We start from the raw sequence: 22,245 nt of genomic DNA, 5'->3' as shown, positions 1-22,245 counted from the left end.
TTTCCTGCGCGAGTTCCCGATGATCCCAATAATTCAGCTAGTGCGCCGCGCCAGCGCCCTCCCCGTGATTGTGGCCAGCGCTGCCCTGTTCATCCTGATGGTGATGACCTTCTGCGACGTGATCCTGCGCTCGGTCTTCAACGCTCCGATTGAAGCCGCCACCGAGCTCACCCGTATTCTGATGGCGATTCTGGTGTTTTCGGTCCTGCCCATCGTCTCCACAACCAACGGCCATATCGCGGTCGACCTGACGGACGGGTTCTTCAATCGCCTGCATTTGTCACGGGCGCGCGACGTGGTGATTTACGTGGTCAGTGGCGTCATGCTGTTCTGGCCGGTCCAGCGCGTCTGGGTTCTGGCTGAACGTGCGCGGGACTATGGGGATGTGACCGAGTATCTCTCGATCCCCACCTATCTGATCGGCTGGTTCATCACGCTGTCCGTCGCCATCACCGCGTTGGTGATGATCGCCACCGGATTGCTGAAAGCCTTCGCCCCCCATACCCTGTCGGAGCCCCTGCAATGACCGCTGCGCTGATCGGATTTGCGATTGTTCTGGTTTTGGTGCTGATGCGCCTGCCTATCGTCTTTGCCATGGGCCTGGTCGGCACTTTGGGCTTTGCCTATGAACGCGGCGGCTCGATCTTTGACGAGCGCGGGCTGAAGGCGGCCATGTCCATGGTGGGCCGCCAGATCACCGATACCGCACAGGATTACGGCCTGTCCGTGGTGCCCCTGTTCATCCTGATGGGCCTGTTCGTAAACAAGGGCGGCATGGCGCGCGAGCTTTATGCCGTATCCAACGCCTTTCTGGGCCACATGCGTGGCGGTATCGCCATGGCGACGGTTGCGGCCTGCGGCGGGTTTTCGGCCATCTGCGGTTCGTCCTTGGCCACCGCGGCCACCATGTCCAAGGTCGCGATGCCGCAAATGCGCCGCTATGGCTATTCCGACGAACTCTCGACCGCTTCAATTGCCGCAGGTGGCACACTGGGCATTCTGATCCCGCCATCGGTCATTCTGGTCATCTACGGACTGCTGACCGAAACCTCGATCGGCAAGCTGTTCATGGCGGGGATCATCCCTGGCATCCTTGGCATCTTGTTCTACCTCTTTGCCGTGCGCTGGACCGTCTGGCGCAACCCCGACGCCGGACCAGCCGGGGAACGCGCCACCTGGTCCGAGCGTATCCGCGCGCTGGGTTCGGTCTGGGCCGTGCTGCTGCTGTTCTTTCTGGTGATCGGCGGGCTCTACGGCGCCTTCGACTTCGAGCCGCTGAACCTGACTTTCTCACCGACCGAGGCCGCAGGCATGGGCGCCGCCGGGGCCTTCCTGATTGCCCTGTTTCGTGGCGGCCTGACGGTTGGGTCCACATTCGAGGTGTTGAAAGAAACCTGCTTTACCGCTTCGGCCCTGTTCGCCGTACTCATCGGTGCGCAGATATTCTCGAACTTCATCAATCTGGCCGGTTTGCCCGAGGCCCTGATCGCACTGGTCACGGCCTATGACGTCGCGCCCTTCGTTGTGATCCTGATGATCCTCGGCATCTACATCATTCTGGGCTGCGTGTTTGAGTCGCTCTCGATGCTGTTGCTGACCGTCCCGATCTTCTTCCCGCTGGTCACGTCGCTGGGCTATGATCCGATCTGGTTCGGCATCGTGGTTGTGGTGGTCACCGAAATCTCACTGATCACCCCGCCCGTGGGCCTGAACGTCTTCATCCTGAAGGGCGTGGTGGGCGATGTTTCGACCGGCACCATCTTTCGCGGCGTCACCCCGTTCTGGGTCGCCGATATCTTCCGCCTCGCGCTGATCGTGCTGGTGCCCATCGTGGTTCTGTACCTGCCGCAGCAAATGGGCGCATTGGGGCACTAAGCCCCGCCTCATCAAACAGGAGAACACCATGTCCCTGCATCAGATTTCCAGCTTTGCCGCTGGCACCTGGGTCGCGCCGGGAGAAGGCGCGCGCACCATTGCCTCTGCCATCACCGGCGCTCCGTTTGCCAGCGCCGGAAACGCAGCACTCGACGTGCAGGCCATGCTGGATTACGCGCGCAACACCGGCGGCCCCGCCCTGCGCAAGCTCACGTTTCATGATCGTGCCCGGATGCTCAAGGCACTGGCGCAAGAACTTTCGGCGCATAAACAGGCGCTCTACGATCTGAGTTTCGAGACCGGAGCGACCCAGAAAGACCACCTGATCGATATCGATGGCGGCATTGGCACCATGTTCGTCTTCGCCTCCAAGGGCAGACGCGAGATGCTGGACGCGCAGGTTTATCTGGACGGTGATATCGAGCAATTGTCGCGCAACGGCACCTTTCTTGGGCAACACATCTGTACGCCACTGCAGGGCGTGGCAGTTCATATCAACGCGTTCAACTTCCCGGTCTGGGGGATGCTGGAGAAACTGGCCCCGACGCTGCTTGCGGGCGTCCCCGCCATCGTGAAACCGGCCACCAACAGCTGTTATGTAACCGAACTGGCGGTTCGGATCATGCTGGATAGTGGCATCCTGCCTGCGGGTGCGCTGCAACTGGTCTCGGGCGGGTTGGGAGACATGCTGGATCACATGGGCTGTCAGGATGTGGTCAGCTTCACCGGCTCGGCCAGCACCGCGCTTATGTTGCGACAGACGCCTGCGATCCTGCAGAACTCGGTGCGGTTCGTGGCGGAGCAGGACAGCCTGAACGCCTCGATTCTCGGCCCGGATGCGGAACCCGGCACGCCCGAATTCGACCTGTTTATTAAAGAGGTCACTCGCGAGATGACCACCAAGGCGGGGCAGAAATGCACCGCCATCCGCCGCATCATCGCACCCCAGGCGCAGGTTGATGCCGTGATCGGAGCGCTGTCGGAACGGCTGGCCAAGATCACCATTGGCGACCCGCGGGCCGAGACGACGCGCATGGGCGCGCTGGTATCAAACGGGCAGAAGGCCGATGTGTTGGAAAAGGCCGCTCTGATCGGGCAAGAGGCTGAACGGGTGTTCGGCAACCCCGACGCGTTCGACCTGCACGGCCCCGAAACTGGCGCCTTCGTTCCCCCGATGCTGTATCACTGCGCCGACCCTGACACTGCGCAACGGGTGCATGACACCGAGGCGTTCGGCCCGGTTTCGACTCTGATGGGTTATCGCGATCTGGATCATGCGGTGGCGCTGGCCAATCGCGGTCAGGGGTCTCTGGTCACGTCGCTGATCACCCATGACACCGATGTCGCACGCGGCGTGGTGATGGGGTCTGCGGCGTATAACGGACGTATCTACATCAACGACCGCGACTCGATGGCGGAATCGACCGGCCACGGCTCCCCTTTGCCGCATATGGTGCATGGCGGGCCGGGCCGCGCGGGTGGCGGAGAGGAAATGGGCGGCGTGCGCGGTGTGAAACACTATATGCAGCGCACCGCCATTCAGGGCTCGCCCCGAATGCTCAGCAGCATCGGCACCCGTTGGATCCCCGGAGCGCCCGAAATCAAAGGCCCGGCGCATCCCTTTACCCGCAGGTTTGTCGAATTACAGGTCGGAGAGACCCTGCACACCGCCCCGCGCACCGTCACGCTGGAAGATATCGAGCATTTCGCCAATTTCACCGGCGATACCTTCTACGCTCATATGGACGAGGACGCGGCGGCACGAAATCCGTTCTTCCCCGGCCGTGTGGCGCATGGCTATCTGTTGCTCAGCTTCGCTGCGGGTCTGTTTGTCGAACCGAACGAGGGGCCGGTGCTGGCCAATACCGGGCTGGACGGGCTGCGGTTCATGAAACCCGTCAGTGCCGGAGACAGCATCAAGGTGCGTCTGACAGTAAAGCAGAAAACTCCGCGTAACGACGATTATGGCGAGGTCCGCTGGCACGTCTCCCTGACCAATCAGGATGATGAGCTGGTGGCGGAATACGAGCTGCTGACAATGAACGCTCGTTGACCGGCTGCACATACCTGTTTTTCTTATTCGGCATAATGGGTTAAACTGGTCGTATGACCAAGCAGAACTCGTGGTTCGAAACGGCTGTGGCCGAACTGACGGACCCGCAAGACCAGCGGGTCTGGTCGATTATTGTCTCACTGTTCGGCGATATGGCGCAGGAGCCCGGCGCGCAGATTTCGGGTGGGGCTCTGACCCGGATCATTGAGCCGATGGGCATCAAGCCCGAAGCGATCCGGGTCGCTGTACATCGCCTGCGCAAGGATGGCTGGATTGAGAGTGACCGGATCGGCCGCGTCTCACGCCATGTGCTGACGGAATTTGGCCGGACCCAGTCCGCAGCCGTGACACCCCGCATCTATGCGCGCGGCCCTTCGCCGGTCGAGCATTGGCATCTGCTGATCGCAGAGGACGGAACCGGCACACAGGTGCTTGAGGACGTGATGCTCAGCCATGACTATATCCCCATCGGGCGCAATGTTGCGCTGGGTACTGGTCCTGCCCCGGCCCAGACGGATGATCTTCTGGCGCTGGAAATCACTCCGGGCACGGCCCCCGGATGGGTTCAGAACCGGTTGTGCCCACCCGAGCAGCGCGCGTCGTGCCGGGCCCTTCTGGACGCGGTGGAGCGCGCCGCCAGGTCTCGCCCCGAGACCTGGACACCAGCGCCATTGCAGAGCGCGACTTTGCGCACATTGCTGGTGCATCGATGGCGGCGCGTCGTGCTCCGCCAGCCCGACCTGCCCCCGGCTTTCTATCCACCTGACTGGGCAGGTCCCGCCTGTCGCGACAGCGTGTTTCGCCTGCTTGACCGGTTGCCACGCCCGTCAGCCGCCGTGCTGAGCGGGAATGGTTGACAAACAGGTGTCCTGTCAATTCACGCGGCAACCCCATATCATCCGTTGACAGAAACAACCGGAGACCCGTGATGTCGATCCTGCTGACGATTGTCCTGCTGCTGGCGGGGTTCTTGCTGGGCATGCACATCTGGACCCGCCGCCTGACCCGGCAAGGGACCGAAATTGTGCCGCAGTTGGGACAGATCGTGCCCGTTCAGGGCGGCAGCATCCACTATGTCGAAAAAGGCGACCCCAGCAATCAAAGCATTGTCATGATCCACGGCCTCTCAGGCCAGTTGCAGCATTTCACCTACGCGCTGGTGGATGATCTTGCGCAAGATTATCACGTTCTGGCGGTTGATCGGCCGGGATGCGGATATTCCACTCGTGACACCGCCGCATTGGCCGCACTGCCTGAACAGGCCCGCATGATCCACGAATTTCTAACAATCAAGAATGTCGACCAGGCCATACTGGTTGGCCATTCGCTGGGCGGCGCAGTCTCGCTGGCGATGGCATTGGACCACCCCGAAACCGCATCGGCGCTGGCGCTTCTGGCCCCACTCACTCAGCAGATGCCTGAACCGCCCGCCGTCTTCAAACCGCTGGAAATTCGCACCGAATGGCTACGCAACCTCATCGGCAACACCATCGCGGTCCCAATGGCCCGCAAAACTGCGCCGCTGGTCCTGAAAGACGTCTTCGCCCCCGAACCCGCACCTGCCGATTTCCTAAACCGCGCCGGAGGCGCCCTCGGCTTGCGCCCCTCGGCCTTTATCACCGCATCACAAGACGTCGTCGGCGTCGAGGCCAGCATAGGAGCACTAACCCGACGCTATGATAACCTGCAAACGCCCGGAGGCATCCTGTTCGGCGCCGAAGACCCAATCCTGTCGGTTGAAATACACGGTGTTTCAATGACGAAATTCGGCCTCACCTGCGAGGAACTGGAGAACCGCGGCCACATGATCCTGATCACCGAGCCCGACATCTGCGCACGCTTCATCCGCCAAATCGCCGACACGACACGCGCCACCACGACAAAACAAAACACACATTGAATGAGCACATAAAGAATCCCGTCGAAGGCGCATTTCCCTCTTGACCCTCCCCGGCCCCTCGCTTAAATCGCCTCTCACTCGTGGCGGAGTAGCTCAGTTGGTTAGAGCAGCGGAATCATAATCCGCGTGTCGGGGGTTCAAGTCCCTCCTCCGCTACCATAATTCTCTTATTTTTATCAAAAGATTATGATGCGACCTGGGAGATTCATGTCCCTGCAGTCATTCGTATTCCCAATTCTGGGGGACATATAGGGGACAAAACACTCAAATTCCGCGCGTTCTTCAAGTGGCCTAGCCAACGATTAAGGTGTATGCCTATCTCTCGCCGACAACCGTCAGAATGTTGGAAAATGCTTGGGACGTTGGGCTTGTGCTCATCTGAGGGTGTAATGCGCTAGGGCATCGTGTCGGGCACCTTCAGGACGTAAAGTAGATTGGTAGAGGGTAAAGTTTGTGACCAGCATTTCCGGCAACTCTCTATTTGTGCGGGGATGCTGGACGTGCTGAACCGCCTCGTGCCGCTTAGGCGTCAATCGAGCGATGGTTACATGCGGGCGGAAGCGCCTGCGGGGGAGCATGATTCCTGCTCGCCGCGTGGCGGTTTGGACTTTCCGATGGAAATCTATAAGCGCTGGACAATCCGCCACCCCGACGGCCAGCACATGCCCAAAACTTTCGACTCCAGAAAAGGCAACGTCGAAAGGTGGGGTTGAAAGTGTCAGTAACTCTTCATGCAACTCCACCAACATCTCCTCGGGCTGATTACCCAGAAAGACTGTTGTGAGATGCATATTGTCTGGCGATACGGGTCGGCCAACAGGCAGCGCGCGCTGTAGCTGTAAAAAAGCTGCTTTAGTTTCTTCGTCGAGCGATATGGCAACGAATGACCTCATGGAGCCCCTAGTCTTTCCCGTTGGCCCTAGTGTGTTGTAAACGAAGACCGCCAAGAAGACCCCAACAACTAAGATTGCTGTCTTGCAGGCACTTTGCTCGCATCAAATGAACCCTGGCTACACAAGTCGCTATCCGCAATAGCGAGCTCAAGGCTAAACTCTTCTATCAATGCAGGAACCAATGAGGGGTCTAAAAGATAGAACGACACCGCATCCCGAGCACCCCGCGTTAGTACACTATCTGCATTCCAACCCCAACGTCCACGACCAGCATGAGTGTTTAGCCAAGCGTGGACTTCATCTAATTGATAGCCGAACCCTTCTTCAGGAACTTGCACACGTACCCTGATGGGAAAAAACTTTTCGTCTGCCGCTTTCTTTGGGGATCTACTGCGCGTGGCCATCACGCCTCGATTGCGTCAATCAGTTCCGGCCCATCATCATCACGGCCAATCGGAGCAACCTTGTAGTAACGCATCCTCCCATCCCATTCGGTGCCAAGGTCCTGCGCTTCATCGTGGTCAATTTCGCCCGTCATCCACGGAACAAGGTGCTCATTGGTAAGAATAACCGGCGACCTGGCGTGGATTTGCTCGATTTGATGCAAGGCAGGCCGTGTTAGGATTGTGCACGTGTGGAGGCCGGATGAGAGACGGCTGTAGAGGCCCGCAAAGTACATACAAGGGTCGTTGCTGTCCGTCTTGATAAGCCACGGCTGCTTGGCTCCTTTGGGGCCTGTCCATTCATAGTAGAAGCTGGCCGGAATGATGCATCTGCTGTACTTCCAAGCGACCCGGAACGAACCCAGTTTGTGCGCTGTTTCTATCTTCGCATTGAACGTGGTGGGCTTCCATTCCTTCACATCTTCCTTGAACCAGTGCGGAACAAGCCACCAGCGGGCCGTTGAGCTTACAAGGCGGTCATCGTGGATATACGCCACATCCAACATCTGGGTTGGTTTGACGTTCCAACTCATAGATAGGTCTTTGGCATTTGGATCGCGCTCAACTGGGATAGGAGCGCCGTTCACAATCCAGTTCTGCAGAGCATAGAGCTCTGCCCATGTCATTTCCGGTCTGCCGAGTCGTCCGCACATTAGGTGAGCTTAGCAAAACAGGGGGAACGTTTGGTGAACTTTCTGATGGTTGGCGACGAGACTAACGGCAGTTATGCGGACGAAGCTGACTTTTCAGGTCCGGCTATGCGTTCCTTTCCTAGCAATAAATTTCGTAGTCTCTATCATGCTGGTTTTGCCCCACTGTCGAAGGAAACAACATGTTGCGTTCAATGCTTATCCCCGCAGTTCTCTTTGCGCCTCATTGTCTGACTGCTGCAGAGAAAGTGTCGGCAACGAACTTCTATGTCGTCAACCAAGAGCAAATTTCCGCGGGCGAGGACGTGTTCTGGAAAGAGGACAACTATGGGACTTATACCGTTGACGAGGGACCAATCGATCCTGGTTTTGTCCGGTGCGTGGGCTCGGGTTTCGGCGGACCCAGCGGTGTCAGCGGCGGTGGCGTCTGTGTTTATGGTGAAGAAGAGGACACGTTCACCATGAGATGGGAGGTTGTTGCCTTCGGCGTAAACAACTGGCGGATTGTTTCCTCCACCGGCAAATATTCGGGGATGACTGGAAGTGGAACGACCAAAACACGTGTGGCGTCAAAATTCCTGGCGCTACCGCACCGTATTTCTGACTGGGAAGGCGAGGTTGCCTTGCCCGCTAGGGATTGAAACTCGAACTGAAATGGTCGGGGATGATGCTGATTTGAAAGGTTGGCAAAGCCCGCATTGGGCTTGTTGTCGCCTTTCGTTACTTTTCACATTAATGACCGGTGGCAGCCCAAACCAGACATTCAGAGTCGGACTTTGCAAAGTCCGACGGAAGGAATAGGCGGACTTTCTTGCCTATTTGAAGATCATGCAAACTTCATTCAACTTGAGAACCGGTGTGGTAGCTTGGTCGAGCGAGTTCATGAGATCAGATCAGTCCAATTGGAGTACGACCATGCGTCATATCGAGCTATTTCGGATATTACCAAAAGCGACCATAGCCTTTGTGGCTTCAGTATCGATGGCCTGGGGATGCACTGGCATCATGTTGACAGGGCAGGATGGAAGCATCGTTCGCGCAAGGACCGCCGAATGGGGGCCGTTCGATCTTGAGACAAAGATCAACATTATTCCGCGAGGTTTCACTTATACCGCAGGCGAAATGCCAGATGAGCGAGACGGAGCAAACTGGACCGGCCGATTTGGAATGGTCGGTATCAGCATGTTGGATCATGGGGCTCCCGCAGATGGCATCAACGAAGCTGGGTTGACCGCCGGGTTGTTTTATCTGCCCGGCTTCACCGAGTATCAGGAGTACGACCCTGACCTTTCCGGCAACACGATTCCCGGCGATTTGCTAGCCAGCTATGTCCTTTCCCAATTTGAGACAGTTGAAGAGGCTGCCACCGGGTTGGCGAATGTCCGTGTTGTCGGGGTCGTAGATGAGACTCTCGGATTTCCCTTCCCATTTCATATGTTGGTTGCTGACCGGTTCGGCGGAAGGATCGTTGTCGAGTACATTGACGGTGAACTGACGATTTTCGATGCTCCGCTTGGCGTGATCACCAATTCGCCAAACTACGATTGGCACATGACGAACCTTAACAACTACGTAAACCTGTCGGCCCTTGGGCTTCCGGAAGTTGAGGCAAGTGGCGTTACTTTCGCGCCCCTTGGCGCTGGGAGTGGAATGATAGGGCTGCCAGGCGACTTCACACCCCCATCCCGGTTCGTCCGCGCAGTCGCCTTTTCTCAGACGGCGCGGGAGACGCAAGGTGGCTATGACACCGTGCGCGAGGCGTTTCGCATTCTGGATAATTTCAACATTCCGGCCGATGCAGCGGAGGGCGCTCAAGACGATGTGCAGTCGGACGACCTGCTTTACAGCGCAACTCAGATCACGACCGCTGCGGACTCCCTCAACCTCGTCTACTACTATCACACGATGTACGACAGAACGGTGCATATGGTCGATATGAAGCAGATTGACTTCGGAGCTATGGGAGACGAGATGATCGTCTTTGAAACCAGCGGTGATCGCGAACCAACGTTAGTCGATGTGACCCCAACGAACTGACGTTTTACCACGTGGGCCGTGTCGGCATCACCGCTGGCTGCGGCCCAATAAAACTTCGGAATGGAGGGTTTACCGCTCCAGCGAATTACCGGCGCTAGGCTCGAAGCCGCGTTCACCACTGTTCGCACTAGTGACTGGAGGCAGCCCGAAGCGGACCTTCACTATGAGCTTTACACCCTCTGAGATGCGGACTTTGCGGCCGAAGAAATTTCTTGCACCAAGGTGCTGAGCCCAAAAAGTTAACAAATCAGACCGTTCCTCTAAGCCGATGTTTTTCCTATGGTTGGTAAGTAGTACCAAGCCGGGAGGTCTTAATGAACAAGCTTATCTCAGTAACGGGTGCCGTCTGCTTTGCTTTCACTGGAGCTTGGGCCGACGAACATACCCCGCCCAACATTCTTGTCATCATGGCAGATGACGTAGGTTGGGCGAGCGTCGGCGTTTACCACGGAGGTGTCAAAAGCATCGAGACGCCGAACTTGGATCGTCTCTCGTCAGAGGGTGCTCGTCTCACAGATTATTATGCCGAGCCAAGTTGTACTGCCGGTCGATCAGCTTTCATGACCGGACAATTGCCAATACGGACTGGTATGCACACGGTTGGACTGCCGGGTGATCCGATAGGTTTAAACCCAGATGACCCAACGCTTCCGATGTTCCTGAAAAAGTTGGGGTATACGACGGGACAGTTTGGAAAAAACCACCTAGGCGACCTCAATGAGTTCCTACCGACTACAAAAGGTTTCGACGAGTATTGGGGTTGGCTCTACCACCTGAATGCTATGGAATATACGTCTGATCCGGATTGGCTGAGCCTCCCCCACTGAACTGGTCCACCGCTATGTTTAGGAAACGGAGGACCACGAATGGCAAACAAGCGACCGAAGCCCGAAGAGATTGTCTCGAAGTTACGGCAGGTTGAAGTTCTGATGGGGCAAGGCATGTCCCGTCTTGATGCGATCAGGCAGATCGGCGTTGTTGAACAAACCTATTACCGCTGGCGCAAGAAGTACGGCGGAATGGGCGTAGATCAGTTGAAAGAACTGAAACGGCTTCAGAAAGAGAATGAGCGACTGCGACGTGCGGTATCCGATCTGACGTTGGACAAGCTGATCCTGACGGAAGCCGCAAAGGGAAACTACTGAGCCCCGCTCGTCGTCGTGCTTGTATTGACCATGTTCGCAACCAACTGAACGTTTCCGAGAGACGCGCCTGCCGCGTGCTTGGACAACACCGGTCCACGCAACGGCGTGTCCCACAAGGTCGCGCAGACGAAGACCGATTGGTGGCCGACATGATCGAGCTGACCCGTCAATACGGCCGATATGGCTATCGCAGGATCGCTGCATTGCTGAGAGAGGCTGGATGGTCTGTCAGCGATGGGCGAATTGAACGGCTTTGGCGACGAGAGGGGCTGAAAGTGCCAGTGAAACAACCGAAGAAAGGACGGCTTTGGCTGAACGATGGCTCGTGTGTTCGGCTGAGGCCGGAGTATCGCAATCATGTATGGAGCTATGATTTCGTCCATTGTCGAACCGACGATGGCAAAGCCTTCCGGACGCTGAACATCCTTGATGAGCACAGCCGGGAGTGCCTGGCGATTAGAGTGAAGCGCAAGCTGAACTCGGTCGACGTGATCGACGCCCTGACGGATCTGTTCATACTTCGGGGGGCACCCTGTTTCATACGTTCAGACAATGGGCCAGAATTTGTCGCCCAGGCTGTCCGAGACTGGACCGCCGCAGTTGGCGCCCAGACGGCTTACATTGAACCTGGGAGCCCGTGGGAGAACGGATACTGCGAAAGCTTCAATGGCCGGTTCAGGGACGAACTACTCAACGGCGAAATCTTCTACAGCCTGCGCGAAGCACAAATCCTGATCGAACAATGGAGGAGACACTACAATACAAAACGCCCCCACAGTGCACTGGGCTATCGCCCGCCGGCACCTGAAACCATCATCCCGATGGATCACAGGCCGATGATGCACTAACAATCAACTTGGACCAGTCAGATGAGGCTGCTCACCTATCATCTCGGTCTGCTTCCTTATTGCTGTTCTCTTCAATTTGTAAAACTCCTCTGCTCAAATCCGGCTTGCAGCACGACTGGCTAAAACCCGTTGCACAAGAATGTGTCAGGCCGCTTGCAAGGCACAAAGACGGCGCCGGTCTGGCACAAGGCGCTTGTTCTTTGCGAGCAGTCGACAATCTGATTTCCAACACTTAGGAGATTTTGGATGGAAGAAATTGCTCGCGTCACACTGTACAAATCGGTCTTGTTTGGACGACCGGGCGCACCTGTATTTCTTGGCGTTTTGGAGCTTGATGATCAGCATTTGATCACAGTCGCCGACATTGAAATTTTCCCAGGCCGCCAGGCGGAGGTCTTCCTACAATTCCATGCTCATACAGAACAAGGCGCCTGTATCTACAAGGGAAAACTGGAAGTGGTGGAACAGAATGGTTCGGGTGATCCAAACATGGTCGGTGCTGTTAGAATCGCTGAGCGCGACTTCTTGTGTAATCTTTGGGTGTCTGCGGAAAATTTGAAGACGAAGTCTCTGAAGTTGGGTTTTCTAGAAAACGTAAAGCAGGAACAGTCGCCGCGACCGTCTAGTGTAATTCGGAAACGGCTGATCAGACCCAGGTTTTCCGCATCAAGCATCCCATGAACGAGGCCGTATTTGGCCGGTGTATCAGAATGAAATTAAACAAAAAAATCACGACCTCGATCAAGCGTGCGGGATCAGGTGATACATCTCACTGAGTACCAGCGAGACATGAATGATGACTGCTGCAACGTGCAGTTGGTGATAGATTTCCTTTGCAATCTGGATCATGGCGTCTCCAATCATGATTGTGTCTAGTGGGACTTTTGTGCCAAAAATTTACCTTTGTGTCAATAGCACAATTGACACAAAGCGCATCTATACCCATTTTGAGGGCAAGGAGACTCAAATGACCGACGATGTTGAAAAAGAGAAAAACGTTAGACTGCATATCTATTTGCCTCAGGATGAAATCAATGAGATTGACGATTGGGGGTTCGACCATAAAATTCGTGCGCGAACCAAGGCGATCCGAGAGCTTGTGAAATTGGGGTTGGCCGCATCGGCCGCGAAAATGACCGACTAATTTGATCTGCGGCGCCAAGATGCGATGGTCGCGTTACTAGGTTATCGCCTTTGCAAAAGTGGCCTTAGCTTGACATCTTGCCTAGTGAGGCGAGGCTGAGATTAAATCCAGGTTGCGCTTTTTGAACCACCTTCTGCCCTGTGTTACCCGTTAGAGTCTGCAATCATGCCCCCTAGGAAAACGACAACAAATTGGAGAAAGATGCCTAATTTTTTAGAATCACCGGCCCCGACGCCGGCTTAAATGGAGCGCGCTTTTTGAAAAAACTCAGATTCGAATTGCATTGAAGCCTGGGTTAATTGCTCAAACCGGGGGGGGGGGTGTGCAGTTTACCTTTCTCAACAGGCTTATCCTGAGGCCTCCAAGACGGAGATACCAAGAGCGGTAAGCCCTGTATGTCCTTGTCAAAAGGTCGCAAGACCCCGGCCCCATGACGAGGTCCGCTACTATCGCAAACACCACAAGATTGAGACAGCTTGTTTCGCCTCAACGATTGCGATGAGTCGCGAAACACTACGACAGGTTTCAAAAACTGTTCCTATACGCCGATACCATTGACGTAATGAAATGTTTAAAAAATGAGCCTTGGTCGGGTTAACTGGACGCATACAAAGCCAGTTCAAACACAATCGATGGTTGGTCGATGGGTCTTTGATCTTCAAGAGATCATGTGGTTCTCCTAGCAAGCCTTTCCGAGACCCACGTGTGCACAGATCACGGGTGCAATGACAGTCAGTTGCTTTGTCACACAATCGACCCTGTTCACTATGGACCGATGTCAGGATTGATCCTACTGCATCTGCGAACCGCGGCTGTTGCTTCAAAAAGGGTTCGATGGCACGCTGAAGTAATACAGATGGAGTTATTACTATGACAGATCTTTATGTTGATGTGGCCGCTTTGAATTTTAGAACTGAGCCTAAGGTTCATCCTGAAACTAAAATTGGCACTGTCTATCTGTGCCAAAAGCTAAAAGACGTCAAAAAAGCAGACGTTGAAGGTTGGGTGTCCTGTAAGGCTGATGTTAATGGTGAAGCGCAGGAGGGATACGTTTCCCTGAAGTATTTACGAGCGCCGCTAACAAAGAATCGCGAACGGTTGATCGCCTCTGTTCACCGTGAATGGATGAGATTTGCACGCGGCACCGGCAAAGAACATCATGATCCCTACTATAAACATGTAGGCGAGATGTGGCAGTCTATTGGTATCAATCTAGACGGTAAAGACCGTGACACCCCTTGGTCGGCGGCAGCTATCTCTTTCATGGTAAAAAATGCTGGCTCAGCCTACGAGAAGTTCAAATTTTCAGCGGCACATTCGAAGTTTGTCAATCATGCAATAAAAGAACGTTTCGAGGGTAACGACAAGGTTCCGTTCTGGGGGTATCGCCTCGACGAAGTGCAGCCAGAAGTTGGAGACATTATCTGTCGTGATAATCCTGAGTATGCACCCGAAGTCGATTTTGATGTTGCAAAAAATGTTGATAGTTATCGAAGCCACACGGATATAATCATGCAGATCGACTCAGAGAATAATAAGATTATCGCCATAGGCGGCAATGTGAGTCATTCGGTTAGCATCGCCGAATATGATCTAACGCATGGTGACTTCGCTGCCGATACCAAGTACACTTATGCGATACTTAGAAATATTACAGATCAATGAAGGTTTGGCCTCTGATTGCAGTTACGATTGCAGCACTAGGTGCCGTTTCGTACTTTGTCTCTATTAGCTCATCTCCCCACGAATTTGACATCCAAGACGCCTTCGCGAGAAATTTCTGCAAAAGTGATGCCGTTTTGACCATGGATGTAACAACGGTTTTCACACGAGCCAATGGTGACGTAAAAACGGTTCTTCCAAAGCAGAGTCCGGTGTATCTTTGTGATGAACACGACGGATACATTACAATAGTATTCCCACAGAGCGGCTCTCCAGCAGAATGCTCTACTAGAGAGGTGGATATGTGTGCCATTGGGGTTGTACCTACACCTTTTGAAACTATCACCCTCGGATAGCCCATCACACTGGAGAGGTTGCAATCGCAGGAGGATCCTGATCCGAGCTTGATAAAAGGTCAGCGACCATACCGGCTGTCCCAATATGACCTATCCGTATTATTCAAAGACTGGCTTCGTCTTGTGAAACTCTGCAATACCGGCTTTGAACCGCAACCAACCGGCGGTGTTTGACGGCCTAAGGGATTCGCCTTATAATTGCCCTGTTTGATTTATCGTTTATCATCTCGGCACAGAGTTATGCGCTGTAGGCTAAGAATACTACTAACTGTTGGATTTTGCTTTCTGCAATCTGCTCAAGCTATTGCGCAGGTGGAAGGTAGGCTACACTTTGCTTACGAAGACTGCATTCAAGACCCGGAAATAATGCCTCAACCACTGAGGCCCGATGAGGCAAAGCCTCATCTGAAGTATCAAAGAGGTCCGATAGTTGAGGGCTTAGCAAACTATACCAGCTCTGGACACCCGCCGCTAGAGATTGATAGCGATAGAATTAAGTTTAGAATCGCGCGGCCAACTGATAAGTCAAGTTGGGCACTCAGGGTTGAATTCAGCAACACAAAGTACTTCGGGTTGCGAGAAGAAATAGTAGATCGGGAAGATCGAGGTTTCGACGTCTGCATCAAAGAACGAAAAGCTAAGACTATAATAAATCATACTAAAAGTTATAATTTACTCATCGGCGAACCAAGCAGAGCGAAGATTATTGAAGCATTTGAAGTCTTGCTAATACTAATTGCGGATAACCCTAGAGAGGTTTTTTATAGGGATGCTGCAAAGGCCATTGGAATGTACTCCAAGAAATCTGGAGTCGTGCATTCGACCTTCGAACAGATGCTAAATGACCTTAAGCTTTCGGAAGGTATACCTGGGTTGGCCGATCTCCAAACATATACAATACTACGTGATGTGGCATATGCATTGTCCAAGTACGATCAAAGTGCGATCATAGTCGCAGATAAAGACCAATACGACATAACGATAAGCATATACGATAAGATATTTGATTTCGTGAGCGCACGTGTTGATGATGAGTCCTGGCCTAACCTGTTGGATGCCCTTGGTGAAAGGAAGAAAATTACCTGTTCAGAATCCGGCAAGCTAAAGGATTGCGTTGAAAACCTTCGCATCCTGTTTGAAACCAACGGATCGCCAGACCACAGGGATGTGGAAGAATACTTAAAAGTGGCCATTTGGAATTTGAACGAGTTTAGCGGCTTTCATAAAACGGCGACACGAAAAAAGAATGAAGAAATAAGCCCTGTGGAACTGGAAAAACTCCAAGGAAACTCCACAATCAAGCCAGCTTGGGTTGAGTTAATATGTACCGTCGAAAAATATCCTATAATACAGGAATTCGTTGAAGACCTTGATCAAGATCAGGCATTTGCGAAGTTCCTGTATAACGATAGAATCTCGTTTGCAAAACTTATTCGAGGAGAACAGGGATGCACCGAAATAACAGGATAGCGAAAACTTTCTATCTTTTTTTAATAATGGTTGTTGCCTCTGGCACAATATACTCCGGAAAAGCCGTTGCTAGCCCAGGGAAACCACCTTGCCCGCCGACAAAAATATATTGCTAAATGTACGGCATTGCGACTTTTCTACGCCCGTTCTTTGTCGGTCTATTCTTTATTCTTGCTCCTGTGGAAGGTTTAAGTGATTCCACAAGCGATCTTATCGATTTGGAAGCTGAAAGAGAATTTCGTAACCGCTTCTCAAAAGAGCTAAACGCGTATTCAAAAGATTACGTCATGGGCTTGACCGCTTTGAGCGAGGCGCTTCATGCGACGAAGCTCACGCCAGAGATTGTCGCAACGGCATTTAGAAGAAAGGCACACCTGTCATTTTTGAACAGCGAGTATGCACATGCGATTGGATTCGCAACTTCAGCAATCCAAACCAACCCCAACGATGTTTGGTCGCTTTGGGTTCGTTGCTGGTCCTATACAGAACTTGCCCTCTATTCAGCAGCACAAATCGACTGCGAGACTGCGAACAAGCTTGTTGATGACTTTCTTCCAAGTTTAGCTGCCAGATCTTCAGAAGAAGTTGCGTTTTTTGCTGATCTGTTTGAGTCCGTTAAATACTCCTACGCTAATCTACTCAGGCTTCGTGGCCGCCAGAACGCAGCCGTACAACTCCTCCAGAGTGGCTTCGATCACCTGGAAGTAATTGTGGAGAGTGGAGAATACACGTATGAGAAACCCACCTATTATTTTGAACTATTGGCCTTCTTATATTATGAGCTTTTTGAATTCCAGAAGTCTCTAAATATCATTGACACTATCTTGGCTGTAGAACAAAAGTCAGACCCGTCAGCAGAGAATTACCCAAACTTGCCAGAAATTTTTAATCTGCAAGGGATTATGCTTCGCTACTTGAAGGAATATGAGAGAGCTAGTGAGAGCTTTAATGACGCCATTTTGAGGGATGAGGACTTTTTCCCTTCTCACTATCAATTGTGTTCACTACAGATTTACCACCTTGGCATAGAGGATTCACAAATTCCTTGTGAAAAGATGATCGGGATTAGACCGAATGATCCTGGCGCGTTGAGTGCATACGGATATTATCTTTTGACCAATAGGGATTTTGTCGCAGCTCTCGATGTTTTACGCAGAGCCAACCAACTCTCCCCCAACAGCCTTACAACAGGTGCATACCTTGGCATTGCTATTAAACTAGCCGAGGGCGAAGCTGCCTTTCAGAGTTACACAAAAGGCTTCCCAACGGAAAAATTGGAGCAACTACAGTACATTGAACAAGAGCTGAAGGAGAATTGGTAGGATGTCTTATCAGAAAGTCTTGCTCGATGATCGAAACGAACCCACTAGGCTGATCTTTACTAGTGGAGAAGACGGGCCGTCCCTAACCGAGGATCAGTCAAAAATTCTGAATAGAATATATGACGAACAGCAGGCTATCACCAATATATTTAGTGACGAGGCGAAAATTCGGGTGAATCTGTTCAAACGGTTGAAGGAAATTTGTGAGTCATGCTTGATCGGTCGAAAATATGACAGCACGCAAGTGGATAGGGACTTCGATCTTCTCCAAGAAGAAATACTAAAAGAGGGTGCCGTCGTTAGGAGAAAGTATGTCAGTAGTATCGCTGTTGCTGGCTTGATAGTGCTAATCGCTGGTTTTGTATTTTTGGCGGGATATTTTGGCTTTAAAGGGCGCATAGAAGAGATCTCAGACTCTTGGGCGAACACTCTCACACGGCAAGATATTGAGATTGCAATCCGACTCGTTGGAGCACTTGGGTTTTGCTGCGTGGGACTCTTTTTAGGCGTACTACTTGCCACAATTTTCGAATCTCAGACCGAAAACATGAAATCGATTGGAGTTTCTAGACGAAGGAACATATCGTCCACCCAGAAGATTCTGATCATATCTGTAATCATGATTGTTCTTTTGGTTCTGCTGTTTGCTGGTCTAATACAAGTTGGAGTCGGAAATGTATTACTAAATGAGATGGTTGATTTTGAGTCTTTAGAAGACAGTAAACCAGCGGTTGGTTTGATTGCAGGTCTCCTCTGCGGATTTGCCGAGCCTAAAGTGTCTGACTTGATCGCAACTGTTCTCATTCCTAAAAGGCCCGACACGGGCAGTTCGCCAAGAACTGACCCCTAATTGGTGGAGGCTGATTTTGCAGTACTTTCAAATCGTTAAGTTTTCGATAGTGCTATTTGTTGCCGGATACAACGCAATAAGCCCGTCGGACGCCAAGGAGCTCGAACACGAAATTGTTTCGGTAGCGACCGGAGGCGTTGGAGGCATCTACTTTCGTATAGGAAGTGAGATTTGTGAGGCTTTTAATTCAGTTGGTAGATTGCAGGGTATCTGGTGCGAAATTAGGGTCACTGCTGGTTCAAAAGAGAACCTCGACCTCCTAATTGATGGGTCCGTCGACATTGCTGTGTTGCAATCCGACGTCATTATTTCTGCTCCGGAAGCATTCCTTTCAAAGATGGCAGTAATCAGTCCATTGTACAGTGAATCCTTACATGTCATTGCATCAAGGAAGTCCGGAATAAAGGCTATTTCGGACATGTTGGGTAAAAGGATAAATACTGGGCTGCAAGGAAGTGGTTCAAACTCTATAGCCAATAGCATTCTCAGGAAGTGGGATATTTCGAACCAGAATAGTATACTCATTGAGCTGAGCCCCGACGAACAACAACGAGCTATCTGTGACGATGAAATAGATGCAAGTTTCTGGGTTGCAGGCTTTCCAAATTCAATGGCACGGCGAGTAATAGAGGAATGCGGTGCTTACTTACTTAGCGTAGATCTCTCTGACTACGAAGAAATTTCTAGAGATCATCCAGTATTTAAAGAGACTGTCATTCCCCGAGGTACTTATAGTGTGCAAGAAGCAGATGTTAAGTCATTCGGGTTAAGTGCTTATCTAGTCACGAGGCGGGATGCATCCGAAAAACTAGTATCACTCGTCAGCGAAGTTGTTGAGAGTAGCTTTGAGAGAACATTTTCTCAGATCGATGGGTTTAGTACGGCGTTATCTGACAATCAACTCGCTATTGGAATACCGTTGCATTCGTCCATTTCTGATTGATCACAGCCCTATTGCATCAAATGCGGAACTAACCACGAGGCTAAGTAGTCCTGTCCGAAACCGTTCAAGCCTTGCTTGAGTTACGCCGACCGCTTTTAGAGCATGCATTTTGGCCAAATCTTTCTGCCCGCCAACCAAGTACTCGAATTCATCTTTTGTGATGGTTCCTTGAGCCAGCGCATCACCCCAGCGACGAAGAGCCTGTTCACTGTCATTCACAAAAGCTCTTGCGTCCGCCTCCGCTTGCTCTATCGCTTCTTGAACCGTGTTCTTGGCGAGTGTTTTCAAACCTTTTTGGACCGCGTTAACAAACTCATTCCAGTTATCTGACAATGACATTGCTTATCCCTCAGAAATTAATTTTCGCAGACGGAAGCTTCCCGCTTATTGATTTCGACACAAATAATGGCGTCGAATGCATCTCCAACTTGTATGCCGATTTCCTCTCTTAGAAACGGGCTTAGCGTTCCAGAATTGCGCCATCTATTGGCAAATCCCCCCAACAAATTCCCATCAGGATCGCGCAAGATATCCCACTGTTCTGTAACCACATCATTCTTCGGTAGTCCGTTCGCATACTCATACGCGGAATCAACTTCGACCAAGAGCTCCTCTACAGCAGCTTGATGAGTGCTGTATGGCTGTCCGGATTTGGCGATGAGCGCCAAACTTTGCGCCTTCAGTGTCGTCGCGTTCTCATAGGCCTTTTCAGTGAATGGGCTGATGATCGGTTCGCATGCCGCCAGAACAACAACTAGAGAGAAAAGTGCGACAAGTTTTCTAAAAAGAATGACTGGCATGAAAATTCCTTTAAACTTTTCTATAGATTAGCACAGTCTTTGTTACGCTCAAAACTCTATTGCCACCTCTTCTGCGTTATCTGTCTGGATCGGATCCGCAGCTGGTCACACTGCTGCAAAACCCTCGGCTAATACTGTTTTCTTTCGATCATTCGAGAGAGTGTTCGGTTTGCCTGTACAGTTTCAAACGGCTTCGTACACGGGCTTCCCCCTCGGTTATGCCGGTACCGGGATTGGTTGCGGCGGGTTGAGATATGCGTGATCGGTCGTATGGTCGTCGAGCGTTAAATACGGTCTCGTGTTGTAGAGAACCCGGTACCGGCTCGCGCGTTCACGTGCTGCTGAGACGCCGTCATAGGCGAACGGGTAGACTTTTCTTACTTGATCATCCGCCAGTGTCGCTCGACAAAGACTTTGCCCCGCCCAGCACACACGCCATTCATGCTGATATTGTGGTCATTCCGGGCCGGATCAGTAGCTCCCATGAAACCGAACCGCTCTTCGAGATTGTCGAGTTTGCAGCTGGCATTCCTGTATCAGCTCTACCAGTGCTTATTACGGTCAAAAATCCAGATGATGGTAGAGTGCAACGTGTCATCGCTGAGGCCGCGCGTCTTGCACCGGACCTGCACTCAACTGGGAACGAACTGAGAAACGTTAATCTGCATCAACAAGCTCCGGCAAAACGAAAACCCCACTTAAACAGAGTTCGCTAGTCTTTAAAGTGCTTAATTCAACTGCCTACGTTTCCTTTTGCGATCAGGTCATCATTGATGTAGATGCGCAGCCCAAGGCAAGCCAACGCTTACCTTGGAATACAAGCTATTAGAGTTCAAATTCTTTCCCGTGTTTTTCCAGAAATGCAATCAGGGAAAGTTCGAGAGCCCGGACAACAGACTGTTCATTGCCCTCGCGAATGCCGTCCCACACAGCATATAGTTCTGGGTTAACGTTCGCTGTGAATGTTTTTGTCCGCGCGGCGGCGCGCCGTTTACTTGGGCTAAGTTCGCTTGCCGACAACGAGTTTCGAGCACGACGCTCTGTCCTTGGAAACAGCATGTCGCCTTCGGCTCTTTCTTCGACATCTCCAATACCGGCGGCTTGAGTTGGATTTTGTGTTTTCATTGGATCTGTCCTTTCACGCTGCTTGCAATTCTGCCGTTAGGATTTCCGAAATTTCCCGCGCCAGGGCCGAGACATTGGCTCTTGCCGAATGAGGGGATGAACCTTGGAACTCTTTGGGCAACTCCAAATAATCGCCTCCCAGACTAACCATGGCTTTGAAAATTGGGCGATCCGGCAGTTGAGTCCGCATTAATGGAGCGTTGGCCTGGTTCAGGATAGATTTGATTTCACCAGTAATGCGGTACTGAACAGCACCTGGCTCGGTCTGCGTCATCAAAACTCGACCTGGAATGTTCCTCCGCGAAACCAAGCTTTTCTGGCGTACTTGTTTCAGAACTTGCACTGCTGCTAAAGCATCCAATCGGGAAGCCTTGGTCGGAACGACAACCAAATCACTGACCAGAACGGCATCAATGAGAGAAGCATCATCCGAACCTTCTACATCGACCAGAACGTAGTCCGCTTGCTCAGCCGCGCTGAAGGCTTCATCGGTCAGACCCTTTTGTGAGACCTGCCGGACCCGAATGCCTTCAGGAAGCGGCTTCAGGCCTGACCAGCTTGAGAGCCAGAGCTTGGGGTCCGTGTCCAATATCATGACGGAGAGCCCGGATCGAGCGATCTCAAGAGCCATCAGAATGTGTCTGTCATCAAATGATTTGGAACACGAGCGGTTGATTGGCTTTGGAGGCTCAGGCTCGCTGTAGTTTCAATTTACGCCGCGTTTTGATG

22 protein-coding genes and 1 tRNA gene are annotated in these 22,245 nt (G+C 52.3%); 17 read left to right on the top strand and 6 right to left on the bottom strand.

All coding sequences use genetic code 11. The features are described 5' to 3' along the window. Nucleotides 1-19: 19 nt before the first annotated feature. From ACR0K9_RS00115 to ACR0K9_RS00090, 6 genes are all read left to right on the top strand, one after another. The gene (locus tag ACR0K9_RS00115) at nucleotides 20-526 is read left to right on the top strand and encodes a TRAP transporter small permease (protein ID WP_480819798.1); all 507 of its coding nucleotides are present in this window, start codon (nucleotides 20-22) and stop codon (nucleotides 524-526) included. Next, nucleotides 523-1,875 (top strand): TRAP transporter large permease, encoded by a 1,353-nt coding sequence (locus tag ACR0K9_RS00110; RefSeq protein ID WP_480819796.1) that lies wholly within the window; start codon nucleotides 523-525, stop codon nucleotides 1,873-1,875. The genes ACR0K9_RS00115 and ACR0K9_RS00110 overlap by 4 nt, the downstream gene beginning before the upstream one ends. 28 nt (nucleotides 1,876-1,903) lie before the next feature. Further along, on the top strand, nucleotides 1,904-3,928 hold the full coding sequence (paaZ, locus tag ACR0K9_RS00105) for a phenylacetic acid degradation bifunctional protein PaaZ (RefSeq protein WP_480819794.1): 2,025 nt from the start codon (nucleotides 1,904-1,906) through the stop codon (nucleotides 3,926-3,928). A 53-nt stretch (nucleotides 3,929-3,981) separates the two neighbouring features. Beyond that, complete coding sequence (locus ACR0K9_RS00100) at nucleotides 3,982-4,785, top strand: PaaX family transcriptional regulator C-terminal domain-containing protein (protein WP_480819792.1); 804 nt, start codon at nucleotides 3,982-3,984, stop codon at nucleotides 4,783-4,785. A 71-nt stretch (nucleotides 4,786-4,856) separates the two neighbouring features. Beyond that, on the top strand, nucleotides 4,857-5,828 hold the full coding sequence (locus ACR0K9_RS00095) for an alpha/beta fold hydrolase (RefSeq protein WP_480819790.1): 972 nt from the start codon (nucleotides 4,857-4,859) through the stop codon (nucleotides 5,826-5,828). A gap of 82 nt (nucleotides 5,829-5,910) precedes the next feature. Continuing rightward, nucleotides 5,911-5,987, top strand: a tRNA-Met gene (locus ACR0K9_RS00090). A 215-nt stretch (nucleotides 5,988-6,202) separates the two neighbouring features. On the opposite strand, the gene thpR is transcribed toward ACR0K9_RS00090, so the two are convergent. Beyond that, on the bottom strand, nucleotides 6,203-6,721 hold the full coding sequence (gene thpR, locus ACR0K9_RS00085) for an RNA 2',3'-cyclic phosphodiesterase (RefSeq protein WP_480819788.1): 519 nt from the start codon (nucleotides 6,719-6,721) through the stop codon (nucleotides 6,203-6,205). Nucleotides 6,722-7,124: 403 nt separating this feature from the next. Further along, entirely contained in the window at nucleotides 7,125-7,817 is a 693-nt protein-coding gene (locus ACR0K9_RS00080; protein ID WP_480819785.1) for an SOS response-associated peptidase, read from the bottom strand. A 179-nt stretch (nucleotides 7,818-7,996) separates the two neighbouring features. On the opposite strand from ACR0K9_RS00080, the gene ACR0K9_RS00075 reads away from it, so the two are divergent. The 11 genes from ACR0K9_RS00075 (at nucleotide 7,997) to ACR0K9_RS00025 (ending at nucleotide 19,591) form a co-directional block, all read left to right on the top strand. Continuing rightward, nucleotides 7,997-8,455, top strand: coding sequence for a hypothetical protein (locus tag ACR0K9_RS00075; protein WP_170337121.1), 459 nt, complete (start codon nucleotides 7,997-7,999; stop codon nucleotides 8,453-8,455). 274 nt (nucleotides 8,456-8,729) lie between these two features. Further along, nucleotides 8,730-9,851, top strand: a complete 1,122-nt coding sequence (locus ACR0K9_RS00070; protein WP_170382460.1) for a linear amide C-N hydrolase — start codon at nucleotides 8,730-8,732, stop codon at nucleotides 9,849-9,851. 314 nt (nucleotides 9,852-10,165) lie between these two features. Continuing rightward, a complete protein-coding gene (locus ACR0K9_RS00065; RefSeq protein ID WP_480819783.1) occupies nucleotides 10,166-10,678 on the top strand; it encodes a sulfatase-like hydrolase/transferase in 513 nt (170 codons plus the stop codon). Between the two features lie 39 nt (nucleotides 10,679-10,717). Continuing rightward, nucleotides 10,718-11,844 (top strand): IS3 family transposase gene (locus ACR0K9_RS00060; protein WP_480819781.1). Its coding sequence is split into 2 segments (ribosomal slippage): nucleotides 10,718-10,982 and nucleotides 10,982-11,844, totalling 1,128 coding nucleotides; the frame shifts between segments, so codons are not numbered across the junction. Between the two features lie 246 nt (nucleotides 11,845-12,090). Beyond that, nucleotides 12,091-12,525 carry a hypothetical protein gene (locus ACR0K9_RS00055; protein ID WP_480773702.1) on the top strand — a complete coding sequence of 145 codons (435 nt, stop codon included), beginning with the start codon at nucleotides 12,091-12,093 and terminating at the stop codon, nucleotides 12,523-12,525. 286 nt (nucleotides 12,526-12,811) lie between these two features. Continuing rightward, nucleotides 12,812-12,988 carry a hypothetical protein gene (locus tag ACR0K9_RS00050; protein WP_480773704.1) on the top strand — a complete coding sequence of 59 codons (177 nt, stop codon included), beginning with the start codon at nucleotides 12,812-12,814 and terminating at the stop codon, nucleotides 12,986-12,988. An 870-nt stretch (nucleotides 12,989-13,858) separates the two neighbouring features. After that, nucleotides 13,859-14,653, top strand: a complete 795-nt coding sequence (locus tag ACR0K9_RS00045; protein ID WP_480819780.1) for a DUF2272 domain-containing protein — start codon at nucleotides 13,859-13,861, stop codon at nucleotides 14,651-14,653. A gap of 719 nt (nucleotides 14,654-15,372) precedes the next feature. Then, complete coding sequence (locus ACR0K9_RS00040; protein WP_480819778.1) at nucleotides 15,373-16,476, top strand: hypothetical protein; 1,104 nt, start codon at nucleotides 15,373-15,375, stop codon at nucleotides 16,474-16,476. 116 nt (nucleotides 16,477-16,592) lie between these two features. After that, entirely contained in the window at nucleotides 16,593-17,798 is a 1,206-nt protein-coding gene (locus tag ACR0K9_RS00035) for a hypothetical protein (protein WP_480773707.1), read from the top strand. 1 nt (nucleotide 17,799) lies between these two features. Beyond that, nucleotides 17,800-18,648 carry a hypothetical protein gene (locus ACR0K9_RS00030; RefSeq protein WP_480819776.1) on the top strand — a complete coding sequence of 283 codons (849 nt, stop codon included), beginning with the start codon at nucleotides 17,800-17,802 and terminating at the stop codon, nucleotides 18,646-18,648. 16 nt (nucleotides 18,649-18,664) lie between these two features. Continuing rightward, nucleotides 18,665-19,591 (top strand): TAXI family TRAP transporter solute-binding subunit, encoded by a 927-nt coding sequence (locus tag ACR0K9_RS00025; protein WP_480773709.1) that lies wholly within the window; start codon nucleotides 18,665-18,667, stop codon nucleotides 19,589-19,591. Here ACR0K9_RS00025 and ACR0K9_RS00020 read toward each other — a convergent pair whose 3' ends face one another. The 4 genes from ACR0K9_RS00020 to ACR0K9_RS00005 all read right to left on the bottom strand — a co-directional run bounded on the left by ACR0K9_RS00020 (nucleotide 19,592) and on the right by ACR0K9_RS00005 (nucleotide 22,147). After that, nucleotides 19,592-19,930 (bottom strand): hypothetical protein, encoded by a 339-nt coding sequence (locus ACR0K9_RS00020; RefSeq protein ID WP_480773710.1) that lies wholly within the window; start codon nucleotides 19,928-19,930, stop codon nucleotides 19,592-19,594. It lies immediately after the preceding gene. 17 nt (nucleotides 19,931-19,947) lie between these two features. Beyond that, complete coding sequence (locus ACR0K9_RS00015; protein WP_480773711.1) at nucleotides 19,948-20,391, bottom strand: hypothetical protein; 444 nt, start codon at nucleotides 20,389-20,391, stop codon at nucleotides 19,948-19,950. An 825-nt stretch (nucleotides 20,392-21,216) separates the two neighbouring features. Next, nucleotides 21,217-21,516 (bottom strand): hypothetical protein, encoded by a 300-nt coding sequence (locus tag ACR0K9_RS00010; protein ID WP_480819774.1) that lies wholly within the window; start codon nucleotides 21,514-21,516, stop codon nucleotides 21,217-21,219. A gap of 13 nt (nucleotides 21,517-21,529) precedes the next feature. Then, nucleotides 21,530-22,147, bottom strand: a complete 618-nt coding sequence (locus ACR0K9_RS00005; RefSeq protein ID WP_480819772.1) for a ParA family protein — start codon at nucleotides 22,145-22,147, stop codon at nucleotides 21,530-21,532. Nucleotides 22,148-22,245: the final 98 nt, after the last annotated feature.

It is taken from the genome of Ruegeria sp. L12, assembly GCF_056531745.1.
This window is presented reverse-complemented; position numbering and strand designations above follow the sequence as displayed.

Excerpts from the sequence above, each read along its gene's own strand:
- ACR0K9_RS00095 (WP_480819790.1), top strand. The coding sequence starts at position 4,857 with ATGTCGATCCTGCTGACGATTGTCCTGCTGCTGGCGGGGTTCTTGCTG.
- thpR (WP_480819788.1), bottom strand. The coding sequence starts at position 6,721 with ATGAGGTCATTCGTTGCCATATCGCTCGACGAAGAAACTAAAGCAGCT.
- ACR0K9_RS00075 (WP_170337121.1), top strand. The coding sequence starts at position 7,997 with ATGTTGCGTTCAATGCTTATCCCCGCAGTTCTCTTTGCGCCTCATTGT.
- ACR0K9_RS00015 (WP_480773711.1), bottom strand. The coding sequence starts at position 20,391 with ATGCCAGTCATTCTTTTTAGAAAACTTGTCGCACTTTTCTCTCTAGTT.
- ACR0K9_RS00050 (WP_480773704.1), top strand. The coding sequence starts at position 12,812 with ATGACCGACGATGTTGAAAAAGAGAAAAACGTTAGACTGCATATCTAT.
- ACR0K9_RS00100 (WP_480819792.1), top strand. The coding sequence starts at position 3,982 with ATGACCAAGCAGAACTCGTGGTTCGAAACGGCTGTGGCCGAACTGACG.
- ACR0K9_RS00030 (WP_480819776.1), top strand. The coding sequence starts at position 17,800 with ATGTCTTATCAGAAAGTCTTGCTCGATGATCGAAACGAACCCACTAGG.
- ACR0K9_RS00110 (WP_480819796.1), top strand. The coding sequence starts at position 523 with ATGACCGCTGCGCTGATCGGATTTGCGATTGTTCTGGTTTTGGTGCTG.
- ACR0K9_RS00115 (WP_480819798.1), top strand. The coding sequence starts at position 20 with ATGATCCCAATAATTCAGCTAGTGCGCCGCGCCAGCGCCCTCCCCGTG.
- paaZ (WP_480819794.1), top strand. The coding sequence starts at position 1,904 with ATGTCCCTGCATCAGATTTCCAGCTTTGCCGCTGGCACCTGGGTCGCG.
- ACR0K9_RS00055 (WP_480773702.1), top strand. The coding sequence starts at position 12,091 with ATGGAAGAAATTGCTCGCGTCACACTGTACAAATCGGTCTTGTTTGGA.
- ACR0K9_RS00045 (WP_480819780.1), top strand. The coding sequence starts at position 13,859 with ATGACAGATCTTTATGTTGATGTGGCCGCTTTGAATTTTAGAACTGAG.
- ACR0K9_RS00020 (WP_480773710.1), bottom strand. The coding sequence starts at position 19,930 with ATGTCATTGTCAGATAACTGGAATGAGTTTGTTAACGCGGTCCAAAAA.
- ACR0K9_RS00065 (WP_480819783.1), top strand. The coding sequence starts at position 10,166 with ATGAACAAGCTTATCTCAGTAACGGGTGCCGTCTGCTTTGCTTTCACT.
- ACR0K9_RS00035 (WP_480773707.1), top strand. The coding sequence starts at position 16,593 with ATGTACGGCATTGCGACTTTTCTACGCCCGTTCTTTGTCGGTCTATTC.
- ACR0K9_RS00010 (WP_480819774.1), bottom strand. The coding sequence starts at position 21,516 with ATGAAAACACAAAATCCAACTCAAGCCGCCGGTATTGGAGATGTCGAA.
- ACR0K9_RS00005 (WP_480819772.1), bottom strand. The coding sequence starts at position 22,147 with ATGGCTCTTGAGATCGCTCGATCCGGGCTCTCCGTCATGATATTGGAC.
- ACR0K9_RS00040 (WP_480819778.1), top strand. The coding sequence starts at position 15,373 with ATGCCTCAACCACTGAGGCCCGATGAGGCAAAGCCTCATCTGAAGTAT.
- ACR0K9_RS00080 (WP_480819785.1), bottom strand. The coding sequence starts at position 7,817 with ATGTGCGGACGACTCGGCAGACCGGAAATGACATGGGCAGAGCTCTAT.
- ACR0K9_RS00070 (WP_170382460.1), top strand. The coding sequence starts at position 8,730 with ATGCGTCATATCGAGCTATTTCGGATATTACCAAAAGCGACCATAGCC.